Origin of the sequence: Saccharospirillum alexandrii (assembly GCF_043641555.1) — a bacterium.
GTDB lineage: Bacteria > Pseudomonadota > Gammaproteobacteria > Pseudomonadales > Natronospirillaceae > Saccharospirillum > Saccharospirillum alexandrii_A.
Map to the genome: position 1 here is coordinate 151937 of NZ_JBHZRJ010000002.1, position 13213 is coordinate 165149.

Annotated in this window: 11 protein-coding genes; 7 read left to right on the forward strand and 4 right to left on the reverse strand. The window is 56.8% G+C overall.

Annotated elements, in window-relative coordinates; all coding sequences use genetic code 11:
- The first annotated feature begins 45 nt into the window (after positions 1-45).
- Complete coding sequence (locus ACHUE7_RS06545) at positions 46-630, forward strand: YajG family lipoprotein (protein ID WP_348475188.1); 585 nt, start codon at positions 46-48, stop codon at positions 628-630.
- Between the two features lie 46 nt (positions 631-676).
- On the opposite strand, the gene ACHUE7_RS06550 is transcribed toward ACHUE7_RS06545, so the two are convergent.
- Complete coding sequence (locus ACHUE7_RS06550; RefSeq protein ID WP_127555448.1) at positions 677-1585, reverse strand: LysR family transcriptional regulator; 909 nt, start codon at positions 1583-1585, stop codon at positions 677-679.
- Between the two features lie 277 nt (positions 1586-1862).
- Here ACHUE7_RS06550 and ACHUE7_RS06555 point away from each other — a divergent pair, with 277 nt between their 5' ends.
- The 6 genes from ACHUE7_RS06555 (at position 1863) to ACHUE7_RS06580 (ending at position 6809) form a co-directional block, all read left to right on the forward strand.
- Positions 1863-2951 carry a DUF5610 domain-containing protein gene (locus ACHUE7_RS06555; RefSeq protein WP_394169276.1) on the forward strand — a complete coding sequence of 363 codons (1089 nt, stop codon included), beginning with the start codon at positions 1863-1865 and terminating at the stop codon, positions 2949-2951.
- A 122-nt stretch (positions 2952-3073) separates the two neighbouring features.
- Entirely contained in the window at positions 3074-3337 is a 264-nt protein-coding gene (locus tag ACHUE7_RS06560) for a glutaredoxin family protein (RefSeq protein ID WP_394169277.1), read from the forward strand.
- A 142-nt stretch (positions 3338-3479) separates the two neighbouring features.
- Complete coding sequence (locus ACHUE7_RS06565) at positions 3480-4184, forward strand: hypothetical protein (protein WP_394169278.1); 705 nt, start codon at positions 3480-3482, stop codon at positions 4182-4184.
- Positions 4153-4767, forward strand: coding sequence for a DUF6436 domain-containing protein (locus ACHUE7_RS06570; RefSeq protein WP_394169279.1), 615 nt, complete (start codon positions 4153-4155; stop codon positions 4765-4767). The genes ACHUE7_RS06565 and ACHUE7_RS06570 overlap by 32 nt, the downstream gene beginning before the upstream one ends.
- Before the next feature lie 249 nt (positions 4768-5016).
- Positions 5017-5949, forward strand: coding sequence for a chemotaxis protein (locus ACHUE7_RS06575; protein WP_348475194.1), 933 nt, complete (start codon positions 5017-5019; stop codon positions 5947-5949).
- Positions 5950-5996: 47 nt separating this feature from the next.
- Positions 5997-6809: an MOSC domain-containing protein gene (locus ACHUE7_RS06580; RefSeq protein ID WP_394169280.1), complete on the forward strand. Its 813-nt coding sequence runs from the start codon at positions 5997-5999 to the stop codon at positions 6807-6809.
- Here the strand turns inward: ACHUE7_RS06580 and ACHUE7_RS06585 are convergent.
- The 3 genes from ACHUE7_RS06585 to ACHUE7_RS06595 form a co-directional block, all read right to left on the reverse strand.
- Positions 6806-8725 carry a transglycosylase SLT domain-containing protein gene (locus ACHUE7_RS06585; protein ID WP_394169281.1) on the reverse strand — a complete coding sequence of 640 codons (1920 nt, stop codon included), beginning with the start codon at positions 8723-8725 and terminating at the stop codon, positions 6806-6808. The genes ACHUE7_RS06580 and ACHUE7_RS06585 overlap by 4 nt on opposite strands.
- A gap of 170 nt (positions 8726-8895) precedes the next feature.
- Positions 8896-12084 (reverse strand): efflux RND transporter permease subunit, encoded by a 3189-nt coding sequence (locus ACHUE7_RS06590; protein ID WP_394169282.1) that lies wholly within the window; start codon positions 12082-12084, stop codon positions 8896-8898.
- A 12-nt stretch (positions 12085-12096) separates the two neighbouring features.
- On the reverse strand, positions 12097-13191 hold the full coding sequence (locus ACHUE7_RS06595) for an efflux RND transporter periplasmic adaptor subunit (RefSeq protein ID WP_394169283.1): 1095 nt from the start codon (positions 13189-13191) through the stop codon (positions 12097-12099).
- Positions 13192-13213: the final 22 nt, after the last annotated feature.

Consider the following 13213-nt stretch of genomic DNA (forward strand, 5'->3'; position numbering starts at 1 on the left):
CCCGGGCTTTGATACTCAATTCACTACAGAATTCAGGAGTGTGTCATGTTGACGGCTATTCGCGGTTTATGGGTAGGCGGTGCAGCCTTGTTACTGGCTGGTTGTGCCCAGTTTTCACCCCAGCAAATTCAGTTTCAACCCTCGTTAGAGGCAGGCAGTCTGCCATCCGGTAACGGAGCGTCAGTCTATGTGTTCGCAGAAGACAGCCGTTCCAGCAATCAGATCGGGGTGCGCGGCGGTGCCTATACAGACAGCAGCGTGATTTCCGCACGGGGCGATCTGCGGGCTGACCTGCAGCAACTGTCCGAACAGGTCATGGAGCGGGCAGGCTACCAGCTCGTTGAAATGAATGCGGATGTGGAGCTGACCTTTGCCCTTGAAGAGCTGTCCTATCGGGTAACCAGCATCGACGCAGCCCGCAAGGAGGCTACCGGTGCAGCGCGCTTTTCGGTACAGGCGGTCGCTGACGGGGCTGTTTATTCCAACAGCTTTCGGGCTCAGCGCATGATAGAAACCTTGCGGTACCCCAGCGAGGAAGAGAATGCCGAGTTAATGAACTACGTCTTCGACGCCGCACTTGAACGGATGTATTCAGACCCGGGTCTTGAGTCTTTTCTTAACCAGCAATAAATAGGTTGTCGCAATTCAGGCCGCCTGGGGCGGCCTGAACGAGAGATCAACCGGTTTTGTCGAGATCGTGCTCTTCAAAGTAGGCTGCCATAAAATCAACAAAGGCGCGGCTTTTCGCTGAAAGGTAGCGGTTCTCTGGATACACCACATGAATGGTGCGGCTGGGGAAAATGATCTCCGGAAGCAGATGCACCATTTTCCCGCTCGCCAGTTCGTCACGCACCATGTAATAGGGCAGGGCTGTGATGCCCATGTCGTTCATGGTCGCCTCGCATAACGTATCCAGATCGTTCACCGTAAAACGCCGGTCCTTGTTCTGCAGGCCGGCTTCTTTCAGAAACCGTTTGATCCAGCGCGGTTCGGCAAAGTCGATGCCCGAGACCATCAGAATATGGTGTTCGTAGAGGTCACCAAGCTTCTTCGGGTGACCGTGTTCATCGAGGTATTTGCGGGTTCCGGTGAGGATGACTTTCTGCTTGGCCACGGGCCGTGCGACCAGACGGCTGTCTTGCAGTGAGCCCAGGTGAATGGCCAGGTCGATGCCCTCGCGAACCAGATCGAGCCCCTTGTCTGCCAGAATCAGATCAAAATTCACATTGGGATATTGTTCCAGAAACTTGGAGAAGATCTTCATCAGCATCGACCGGCCAAAGGTCGGTGTGGCCGTGATCCGCAGGGTGCCGCGGGGGGAGGTCTCCAGGTCTTTAACCATATGCTCGGCTTCCTCGAGGTCTTCGAGAATGCGGCTGCAGCGATTAAAGAAAAGCTGACCAGCCTCAGTAGGGCTGACCGAGCGTGTGGTCCGGTTGAGTAAGCGTACGCCGAGTTTGTCTTCCAGCAAGCTGATCTGCTTGCTCACCGCCGAGGGTGTCAGGCCCAGTTGATGGGCGGCATTGGTGAAGTTGTTGGCTTTCACGACGGTGGTAAAAATGATCAGTGAGTCGAGTCGCGCCATGGTATTACCCTGCTTAGTTTCATGAAACGGTGTCAAAACGCCTTATTAGCGAGCTGAAGCTGATAATAATCGCACTCTATCAATAATCCAACTGTATTGATGATTAAATTTTGATAATCGTTTGGCATTTTTTCGACCGCGTTTACACGGGCTTGCAAATCGTTACCCAAGGATTCAATTAACTGGCTCAAGTGATTAAAGATCAACGTATTCAGGCCGCTAACGCCTTTGAGTCGTCGTATACATTCACCGCGTTACCGAAATGCAGGGGAACACTATGAACAGTGCCATTGGTCAATGGAGTCCGCTACCGCAATCACTGCCGACCCAGAACCGGCCATCACAGGAGGGTAATCCGTCTGCCCGCGCTGGCATTGACGGCCCTGGACGAGGTGTTGGCCAGGGGCTGGCGACAGCACCGGGCCAGAATCGCGGTGTTGAACGTGCGGACCAGGCAGCTCCGGCGCCGGGCAAGGCATTCGATGTCGATGGACTGGTCAAAAACCTGTGGAGCTTTATGCAAGGGCGACTGGCCCAGGCTGAAGCCTCGGGTGCCTCTGAGGCTGAGATGGAAAAAATGTGGCAGGCGGCTGAAAAGGGCCTGAAACAGGGGTTTGGTGAAGCACGTGACGCGCTCCAGGCCATGAACAAGATGAACGATGGACTGGATGCCAAAATCGACAGTGCCTACCAGGGGCTGACCGATATTCTTGAATCCCGGGATCTGTCGGCGAAGGCTCAGGTTACCGAGACGCCAGACAATGAAGCGGTTGCCACCGAAAACCGACGCATCAGCGTGTACCAGTATCAGGAACAATCGTTCTCACTCAACCTGAAGACCCTTGAAGGCGACTCGATACGTATCCAGGTTCGCAACACCGAAGAGGCCGGGGCAGACTTTCGGCGCAATCAGAGTGGTGAATCGCTGAGCTGGGGGCGTACCAACAGCAATGACTTTCAGCTGATGATTGAAGGCGACCTGAATGAAACCGAGCGAGCCGATCTGAACGCCTTGCTGGCCGACGTCAACGAACTGGCTAACGAGTTTTACGACGGTGACATGGCGCTGGCCTGGGAGCAGGCGCAAGCGCTGAGCATTGACGGAACCAGCCTGGCTTCGATGGACCTGCGCATGCGGGAAGTGGAAGCTAAAGGCGTAGCAGCCTATCAGTCGGCCAGTTCAGAAACCCAGTTGCCGCGCGGTTTGGAGTCGTTGCGCGATTACGCCCGTGACATGCTGGCGGCCCAGCAAGAGTGGCTAGACCGTTTTAACAGCCGGGATGCCCTGCCCGAAACGATGAAAAACCACCCGCTGAACGATGGGCGCCTTGAAGCCTTCACCCGTTCGCTACTCGGCGGTGAGTGAGCTGGCCCGGTGATTCCCGGTTTATAGATCATCGTGATCAGTTCACAAAATTCGGTCGCGCTTGCTGGTATTGACTGTCAGCGGTTCTACAATATGGGTTCATTCAATAATTGGAGCCAGGTGTGTTGAACCTGACGTTGTATACGACCGATGGCTGTCACCTTTGTGATTACGCCGAGACCGTTCTGCAGGAGGTGTTGCAGTCGGAACCGGAACTGCGTTGGTCGAACGTGGATATTGCCAGTCAGGATGAACTGATCGAGCGATATGGCATTCGGATTCCGGTGATCAGACTCGAAGGAGCTGATTACGATCTAGGCTGGCCATTTTCCGCTGACGATGTCATCCACTATCTGGCTCAATTCAAAACTCAGATCAGTCCCTAGAACCGTGGGCCCAAATCGGCTCAGACTGACGGATGAGACCGTCAGATATCGTGTTTATGTTCAGGATGGGCCAAGACGCGCGAGGTGTCGGGCGTTATACTGGTCACTTCAGTGTTTGTTTTATTTCCCGATGGAGTTGTAGATGGTCGTTAGAACCTGCTCGCTGGTGGCCGTCGCTGCCACTGTATTGGCTGGGTGTGCCAGCCTGCCCACCCCCCGCAGTGAAGCCATTCACTATGCCCTGACCACAGATGCCAGCCTGCGCGAGCTGGCCAGTCAGTGCCAGTCGCTCAGCCCTCAACTCGAATCCAAGGCAACCCAGACGCAACGCGACTGGTGGCGTCGCAACGGTGCTGCCGTCAGTGCGGCCGATTATGGCTTGTTGCAATTGAACTGGGATCAGCAAACGGCCCCAATTGAAGATCAGCGGGCTTACCTGTCGATGCAGGTCATTGAGATGGTGCAGTCAGACGCCAGCGAGCAGGTAACCGATTGGCTGGACGACCGGCCCGAGCGCAACTGCGAGCGCGAATTGACAGCTTTTCAGGACGGTGAGCGGGACCTGAGCCGCAACTCCGATCATTTCGAAACACTGGTGACCTTACAGAACGACGAAAAACAGCAAATGGCTGATGTGGATCAAGCAAGGGTGATCAATGCCCGCTATCGCCGCTTTGGCCGGTCTCTGTTTGTGGTCGAGCAAAAACTTCAGGCGCAGGGGTGCAACCAGCCTCAGGTTTCCATTCTGCGCAATGAGTGGCCGCTGGAAGTTTACGATGCCGTGTGCAGCGACAGCAGTTATGTGCTGATGCAATGTGAGTGGGGTCGTTGCGATACGCTTCGATAAATCGCTAATGGCCTATGATGGTGTTCGCTCGCAGCGCACAAGGCCGTGGCGAGCAATACTCGGGGTAGCGGTCGGTGCGCTGCTTCTTGCCGCTTTAACGCTTGGGTTTCGGGCGCACTATCTTGGCTGGTTTGGTGAGTCGGTTACCGATGTCGCAGCCTGGGGTGCCGACTGGCAGGCCTGGCTCGATGAGCAGCCACTGGAACACCCGGCCCTGGTGCATCTGATGCCCAAAGGGTGTCTGTGCCGATTTTTCACCGGCCAGCATGCGGCTGACCTGAGTAACCGCGCCGGTGAGCTGGGCTATCACCGCTATCAGGCCGGTGATGCGTTCTTGGGTGCTGACCTGGCTGACCTCTTGTCTCCCGCTTATTTTCCCGATTCCCCCGGCCCCATGCTGGCCCTGACCGGTGCCGATGGTCAGATCCGTTATCTTGGTCCTTACAGCGATGGCTTGCGGTGCACTGCCGCCAACAGCCTGGTGGATGACTGGTTACCGCTGTCTCGTGCGGGCCGGGTCTTGCAGGTAGATGCCAGCAGTTGCCGGTGTGACGGCTTTGCTCCCGTTGTGGCTGGTGGTTAATCATCGTGTTTTAGCTCCAGCTCTACTAAACTGAGCCGATACATCACACAGCTTGTTGAAAAAGGCATCCTGCCTTTTTCAGAACACAGGAAGCGAAAATTGCGATTTCCGCTTCTCTGCCAAAATCAATGACATAAACAGTCATCGATTTTGCCGGAACAAACGTGTTCCGCTAGCAGGCAGCCGAAATTCTACGAATTTCAACAGCCTGCTAATTATTAATCGCAGTCAATAAGCCGGGAGAGTCAGATGGCGGGTGTACTCAGCAGTGTCGATAGTCGCACCAACCTGGTTGGGCAAAACCGTCTTGAAATTCTGATGTTTCGCCTGAACGGGCAGCAGACCTACGCGATCAACGTGTTCAAGGTTCAGGAAGTGATGGCGTTGCCCAAAGTAACCCGCATGCCACAGCGTCATCGGGCCGTCATCGGCGTAGTTTACCTGCGCGGCCGCGCCATTCCGGTTATGGACCTCAGTCTTGCAATTGGTATGCGGGCTACCCCGGAAACCGAAGACTCGACCATCATTGTCACCGAATACAACAGCACGGTTCAGGCGTTTCTGGTCGGTCAGATTGATCGTATCGTCAACCTGAACTGGGAAGAAATTCTCCCGCCGCCTTCCGGGGCCGGTCGTCATCACTATTTAACCGCCATTACCCATCACGAAGGCCGCATTGTTGAAATCATCGATGTCGAGAAGGTGCTGGCTGAAATTGCACCGATGGATGCCCGCCTGCCCGATGAAATCATGCAGGGCGACTTTGTCGCCAAAGCGCAGGGTCGTGAAATTGTTATGGTCGATGATTCCCACACAGCGCTGACGCAGGCATCGTCAACCTTTGAATCATTGGGTTTGATCGTGCACCGGGCGATGGATGGTGTTGAGGGGTTGGCCCTGTTGCGCCGGCTGGCGGATGAATCCGATACGCCTTTGGAAAAGCGGCTGCTGATGCTGGTAACCGATGCCGAGATGCCACGCATGGACGGCTATCGGATGACCACGGAAATTCGCAGCGACCCGAAGCTGAAAAATCTTTATATCGCGCTGCACACCTCTCTGAGTGGTCAGTTCAATAAGGCCATGGTTGAAAAAGTCGGCTGTGACGCCTTTTTGTCGAAGTTTCACCCGGAACAACTGGCCAACCTGGTGAAGGAACGCATCGAAGCACTGGAAGACTGAGGCCGTCTCTGCTCCAATAGCCGATTTACTGTCGGGGAGCAAGGTGCATGTCTTATCAGGTGTCAGTCAGGGAGCTTTGGGTTTATCCGGTCAAGTCATTGGCCGGCCTTCAGGTAGATTCTCTCAGTTTTGATAACAACGGCCCGGTGGGGGATCGCCGCTGGATGCTGGTCGATGAGCGTGGCCGCTTTGTTACCCAGCGCAGTCAGATGATGATGGCGTTGTATCGCCTGGCTCAGGTTGATGGCCGCATTCAGATTACCTCACCCAAAGGTCACACCCTCCTGTTGCCTGTCCCTCAATCGTCGCAGACTTATCCGGAAATCACGGTCACCGTCTGGAAGGATGAACTGACCGGCTATGAAGTAGACACCACAGCCTCTGAATGGTTTTCTGAACAGCTGGATATGCCCGTGCGACTGGTTTGGCTGGGCGACGCCAGTGAGCGTCGGGTTCCCGATGCACAGGCCAGTGATGACGAGCGCGTGGGCTTTGCCGATGGGTATCCGTTGCTGGTGTGCAATCAGGCCAGTCTAGACGAGCTGGTTAACACCACGGGCATGAGTCTCGAACAGCGCCGTTTCAGACCCAATGTGGTGGTTGACGGCCTGCCGGCGGGTGAGGAGCTTGCTCTTGGCGAGTGGCACCTTGGCGAGGGCACGCTTGCCCTGCTGAAGGTGTGTGAACGCTGCAACATTCCATCGATAAATCCGAAAACCGGAACCTTTGAGAAAGCGACAGCGTCATTGCTGAAGTCAGCCTGTCGCTTCGATGGCCGTACCGTCTTTGGCGTTAACGCGGTAAGCCGCGGCGTGACAAAACTGCGTACCGGGGATAGCGGAGATTGGGTGTCGAATTAATCGTCGAGATCCGCGACCTGTTCCGGTTGTAGCCATTGCGCCAGTGTCCAGTCGATCTGGTCCCGGTTGGCATAGATCTGGGCGTAGGTCAGAACCGATTTGACGTAGCCACGGGTTTCGTCGAAGGGGATCGATTCGATCCAGACGCTCAGATCACTGGGGTAGCGCTCCTTCCATCGGTCTACCCGGGATGGCCCTGCGTTATAGGCAGCCGTTGCGTAGACGGGGTTGTCGTAGCGGGCCATCATGCGGGCCAGGTAGCGGGTGCCAAGATCCAGATTGATCAACGGTTCCGTGATGTCAGAGTCGGCGGTCAGCCCCAGGCCATCGGTATCCGATAAATGCTGGGCGGTGTAGGGCATCAGTTGCATTAACCCCATAGCGCCTGCCGACGACACCGCCCGGGTCATATAGCCACTCTCCTGACGAATGACCCCGTAAATCCAATAGGGCGGCACCTGATGCTGTTCCGAGACCTGCGTGACCAGGTCGTTCCAGGGGGTTGGGTAGCGCAGATCCAGCTCGTCAAAGCGGCCGCTCCAGCCGACTGTTTGCGATGCCTTGTGATACCACTGCCATTCGGCCGCGAGGTGGGCAGCTGCAAACTGTTGCTCAGCCGACAGAGGTCTTACGTCCAGGTTCCATTCAATTTGCGCGCGTTCGAGATCACCCACCATGAACAACAGGCGAGCGCGCTGTAATGCTGCACGCTGGGACAACGCCCGTTCAATATCATCAAGCCGCAGGCTGTTTGCCGGATTCAGGGCGGCTGGACGGCCCAGGTGACTGGCCGCCAGAAAACCATAGTAGGATCGTTGTTGCGACACGGCTTCCAAGCGAGTTCGGGCGGCCGCCTTTTCGTCGTTGTGATACAGCGCTTCAGCGGACCAGTATTGCCACTGGTCGCGGTATTTGAGGGAGTCGGGCAATGCTTCGTACAGGTCGAGCACCCCTGGCCAGTCGTTTCTGACCAGTGCCAGTTGCAACCGCCAGTGTTGCACCTCGTTGGACTGGCGCTCCGGGTCGGCAATGGCCAGCCAATAATCTGCCTGGGGCAATGCCAGCTTCGCCATGGCAATGCCCAGATGTTCGGACACTTCCCGCACCTGTGCCTGGGTGAAAGACGGGGTGCTGCGAATCAGGGCGACCCAGAGGTTCGACGTGTTCTCGGGCTTCAGATAGGCCATACGGTCTACTGCAGCCAGTGCCAGCTCACGATGCCAGGCTTTGTCCGGGTGGTAGAACTGGGAGGCAATGCTTGTCGGGTCGTTGTAGACCTCGACCAGCCAGTCACCGCGCGTTTGCCAGTCAGGCTCGGTATAACGGGTATTCAGGTAGTGGATCAGGCTGCCGCTGCGCGCAGAAAACGCCAGTAACTGGCGCTGCCAGACCAGGTCGTTGAACTCGTCGAGCTCGGTCAGGCGGTCCAGGTAGGGGCTGCAGGCATCGGCCAGGCCGCGGCCAACGAGCCAGGTTGATTTGATTTCCTCAATCGGGATGGTTTCCCCCAGCGCTTCCCGTGCGCGTAATGGCTGGCAATCGGCTCCTGCGCTGCCACTGGCGGCCAGATAATTCAGGTAAGGGGACCAGGCTTCGCGCCGAGCCAGTTCATTCGACCAGGCGCTGCGGGTTGTCCAGGCGGCTGGCTGATGCTCAGGCTTTGCCAGAAAGGCCTGAAACCAGGCCGCATCGGTACGCTCAAGGTTGTGCTCTACCCAGTGAGTGGCCAGGTGAGGGTAGAGGGGATGATCTTCGCGGTCTTGCAATTGCTCGAAGGTGAAAGCGTTGTTCTCGATCTGATTCAGCCAGGTAGTGTAGTCACGGGCCAAGTCAGCAAGGTCGGTTTCGGCGTGGGCATGAGACCCGTGCGCCAGACTGAATCCGATAATCAGTATGCAATAAAACCCGTTTCGCATGCGATGAATCGCCTTTAAAGAGGATGAGCCGGGAGGGCCTGAACGCATTGACACCTTGCTTCTAAAGGCTAAACAAACGCCCGGGTAACGCAAGGCGTAGAGTGTAAAGGAGGGTAAGAACGCTGAATAAAAAAACCCCGGCCAGTGCCGGGGTTGGGTGCCTTGTTGGATCAGGCGTCGGATTCGCGCACTTTGGCTTTTCGCCGGGAGAATGGCGACAGCCGGCCCAGAACCTGTCTCAAGGTACCACCGAAGCCTCGCGCCTGTTCAATCAGTATTAGCATGGCGGGCGTGAAAATCAGCGTCAGGATGGTCGCAAAGATCAGCCCGCCGGCAATGGTGGTCGACAATTGAGTCCACCATTGTGACGACGGCGCACCAACCGACCATTGGCGATCGAACAGGTCGATGGTTAGCTGGTACACCATCGGCAGCAGACCCAAAATAGTGGTGATGGTGGTCAGCAACACCGGGCGTAAACGCTGGGCGCAGGTAGTCAGCGCTGCATCGATGGGCGGTACACCCTGAGAGCGGATCAGATTGTAGGTATCAATCAGAACAATGTTGTTGTTCACGACAATCCCCGCCAGGGCGATGATACCAACCCCGCTCATCACCACACCAAAGCTTGAGCCGGTGATGATGATCCCGACCATCACACCTACGGTCGACAGCAGAATGGCAGTCAGAATCAACGCCGTTTGCATGAAGCTGTTGAACTGCGTTACCAGGATGATGATCATAATGAAGATGGCGACACCAAAGGCATTGCCCAGGAACGTCATGGTTTCAGCCTGTTCCTGCTGGTCACCAACAAAGCGGTAAGATACCACCGAAGGCAACTCGCCCGATGCGTAGGCTGCTTCTAATTGCTCCTCAATGGCAGCGATCGCCAGATCGACCCGCTCACCGGGGTTAACGTTGGCTTCAACATTCAGGGTCAGCTTGCCATCGGTACGGAAGATGTCGCCCTGCTTGTTCTGGGCCGAGCGCTCAATGAAGTTGCTGATGGGAACTTGCTCGCCCCGTGATGTGACGGTTAACCGGTCGATCTGATCCAGTTCGCGACCGTCGAAGGGGTAGCGAATGCGAATGTCGACTTCGTCATCGGCATCACTGGGACGGTAGCTGCCCACGTTCAGACCGTTGGTGATCATCTGAATCGAGGAGCCTACCGTGCCAAGGTCAACACCGAAACGGCTGGCCTGTTCTCGGTCAACTTCAACCAGCCATTCAAGACCAGGGAGCGGTCGGTTGTCGCTGACGTCCTGTATCCGGTCGTTCTGGCGTATCTGACTGACCACCTGATCGACCGTAGCGTACAGCGCTTCCAGATTGTCTGAAAAGAACTGCAGTTGAATGTCGATACCGGTAGTCGGCCCCATTTGGGCCTGCTGGGTTTCAACCACGATGCCGGGAATGTCGGAAGCGGCTTCCATGGCCTGGTTCATGACCGTCTCGGAGCCCGGGCGCAGAGTCCAGTCGACGAACTCCAGCATCAGCACGCCAATGGCGTCTTCCGGGTAATCGCGCAGCGGCAGGGCGGTCACCTTGGACGTCACCGTCTTGATCGCATCCTGCTCAACCAGTCTTTCCTCTACCTGGCGAACCAGGGCATTGCGTTCCTGCAGCGACAGGTTGCCACGGGCCCGCACAACCAGGCTGCCGAAATCGGAATCGACCTCGGGGAAGAATTCGACATTGGTGGAGCGCGCCGAGAACAGCGTCACGATGACAGCGATAATAAATCCAATGAGTAACAGGGCCAGCCAGGGGCGAACCAGCAAGGGTTTCAGGAAACGAATATAGACGCCGAGACCACCGCGAATGTCGTCCAGTTTGCCATGGTCAATGGCGTCCATGGCCAGGCGCTTGCTTTCAGAGACCCGGGCCGGCTTGCCAAAGAGGGTGCCAAACGCAGGCACCGCGATCAGCGCCATGACCAGCGATGCGGTCAGGGTGATCAGTACTGTTTTGGGCAAATAACCCATGAATTCACCGGCAATGCCAGGCCAGAACAGCAGCGGCATGAAAACGGCCAGCGTTGTGGCGGTAGAGGCCGTGATAGGCCAGGCCATGCGGGTGGCGGCTTCGCGGTAGGCACTGCGGCGGTGGGCGCCCTCAGCCATGCGGCGGTCCGCGTATTCGGTCACGACAATAGCGCCATCAACCAGCATGCCCACACTGAGAATGAGGGCGAACAACACAACGATATTCAGCGTGATGCCGAGCATGTTCAGCACCAGAATGGCCGCCAGAAAGCTGGACGGAATGGCCAGGCCAACCAGAATTGCGCTGCGGACACCCAGCGCCCAGACGATCACAACAAATACCAGCAGGGTGGCCAGCAGAACCGAATTGAACAGGTCATCCAGTTGCTGGATGATCATTACCGACTGATCCTGGGTGTAGTTGACCTGAATGCCTTCGGGCCAGTTGGGTCGCACTTCGTCGATGACGGATTTGACCTGGTCGATGGTTTCAATGATGTTCTCGCCGGCTCGCTTGGTCACTTCCAGTGTTACGGCAGGCTGGCCGTTGACCCGGGAGATGTTATCGGCGTCTTTGTAGGTACGCTGTCCCACTGCAATGTCGCGGAAACGCACCACGGTGTCACCGTCTACCTTGACCGGTAAATTGAGGATGTCGTCTTCCGTTTCGATCAGCCCCGGCACCTTGACCGAAAACCGACCAGCACCGGTATCGAGGTTGCCGGCAGCAATCAGCTGGTTGTTGCGGCTGACCAGTTGCGCCAGTTCACCGTGGGAAATGTTGTAGCTGGCCATCAGGGCTGGATCAATGATGATTTCAGCGACTTCCTCGCGCTTGCCGCTGATGGGTGATTCAAGCACACCCCGAACCGCTTCGATCCGGTCCTTCAGGTCTTCTGCCACGGTAAAGAGGATGCGCTCATCGACATCACCCGACAGCGACACGTTGATCACCGGGAACAGCGACAGGTTGATCTCTTGCACTGAAGGCTCATCGGCTTCGCCGGGCAAGTTGTTCTTGGCCTTGTCGACGCGGTCGCGCACGTCGGTCAGCGCCTCGTCGATGTCGACGCCTATGTCGAATTCAAGGGTCAGGGTGGCTCGGCCTTCGCTGGCGGTGCTCACCAGTTCTTTCATGCCTTCCAGTCCCTGAAGTTCCTGTTCAAGCGGGCGCACCAGCAGGCGGTCGGCGTCTTCCGGTGAAATACCTTCCAGGCCAGTGCCCACATACACATAGGGAATGGTGACGTCGGGCTGGGCCTCTTTCGGAATGGTTTGCAACGCAACCAGCCCGGCGATAAAGATCAGGGCAAAGAACAGCAGAACGGTCCGAACCCGGTTCAGCGCTGCGTGGATGATGCTGAGCATGGTGTTCTCCTGTTACAGGCCCGCAGCCAGATTGTCTTCCTGCTCGACCATGATCGGGTCGACTTCTTCGCCGGTATTGACAAAGCCCTGGCCAACCACGATTAACCGGGCCTGGTCCGGAATGCCGGATACCCAGACACCGCCGGTATCGGAGCGAATGATGGTCAGCTCACTGAATTGCACGGTGTCGTCTTCGGCCAGGGTTTTCACGCCCAGTTTGCCGGCTTCATTTATGTTGAGCAGGGCCGGGCTGATGTAGTGAGCCGGCACCTGGTCAAGCTGAACGATGGCAGTTGCGGTGGCGCCTGCCACTTGCTTGGGGCTGTCTTCAACCACAATTTCGACTTCAAACGTACGGGTTGCCGGATTGGCAACGGCACCGATGTAATCAATGGTTCCGTTCATGGTCTCGCCGGTCAGCAAGCTCACGCTGGCCTGCTGGCCAATGCGCAACGGGCCAACATCGGCTTCGGGTACATTGCCGATGACTTTCAGTTCCGAGAAATCATAGAGTTCAGCGATGGCATCGCCCGGGCGAACATAGGTGCCAATCTCGATCGCGCTGCTGTCCATCACGCCGGCAAAGGGTGCCCGGATTGAGGTATTGGCCAGTGAGCGTTCCAGAGAGTCGAGTTCGGCCCGCGCCTGCTCATACTGGGTCAGGGCGGCAGCGGCCTGGGCCCGGTTTTGCAGCCCCTCATTGCGCAGACGCTGGGCGCCTTCGTACTCAAGGCGGGTTTGCTCCTGATAGGCTCGTGCCTGACGCAACCGGGCTTCAAGATCCTGAGGGTCGAGCCGGGCGATGACTTCATTCGCCGCTACCCGGTCACCTTTGGATTTAAGCACTTCAACAACACGACCTGTCGCTTCGCTGGTGACCGACACGGTTCTGGCCGGTTGTGTTACGCCATTGAGCTCCAGAGTGCGGCGTACCGACGATTCGTTCAGCACCGTTGCCTGTACTTTGGGCACCAGGCTGCGCTCTGCCGGTGTTTCTTCTGGTGTTTCGGCCGCTACCTCGTCACTGTTGCCGGTATAAAGCCAAGCCCCCGCGCCAATCACCATCAGAACTGCGATAATAGGGCCGGTTGGAATATGTTTTGCCACGAATGTATACCTCTGGGAAAAT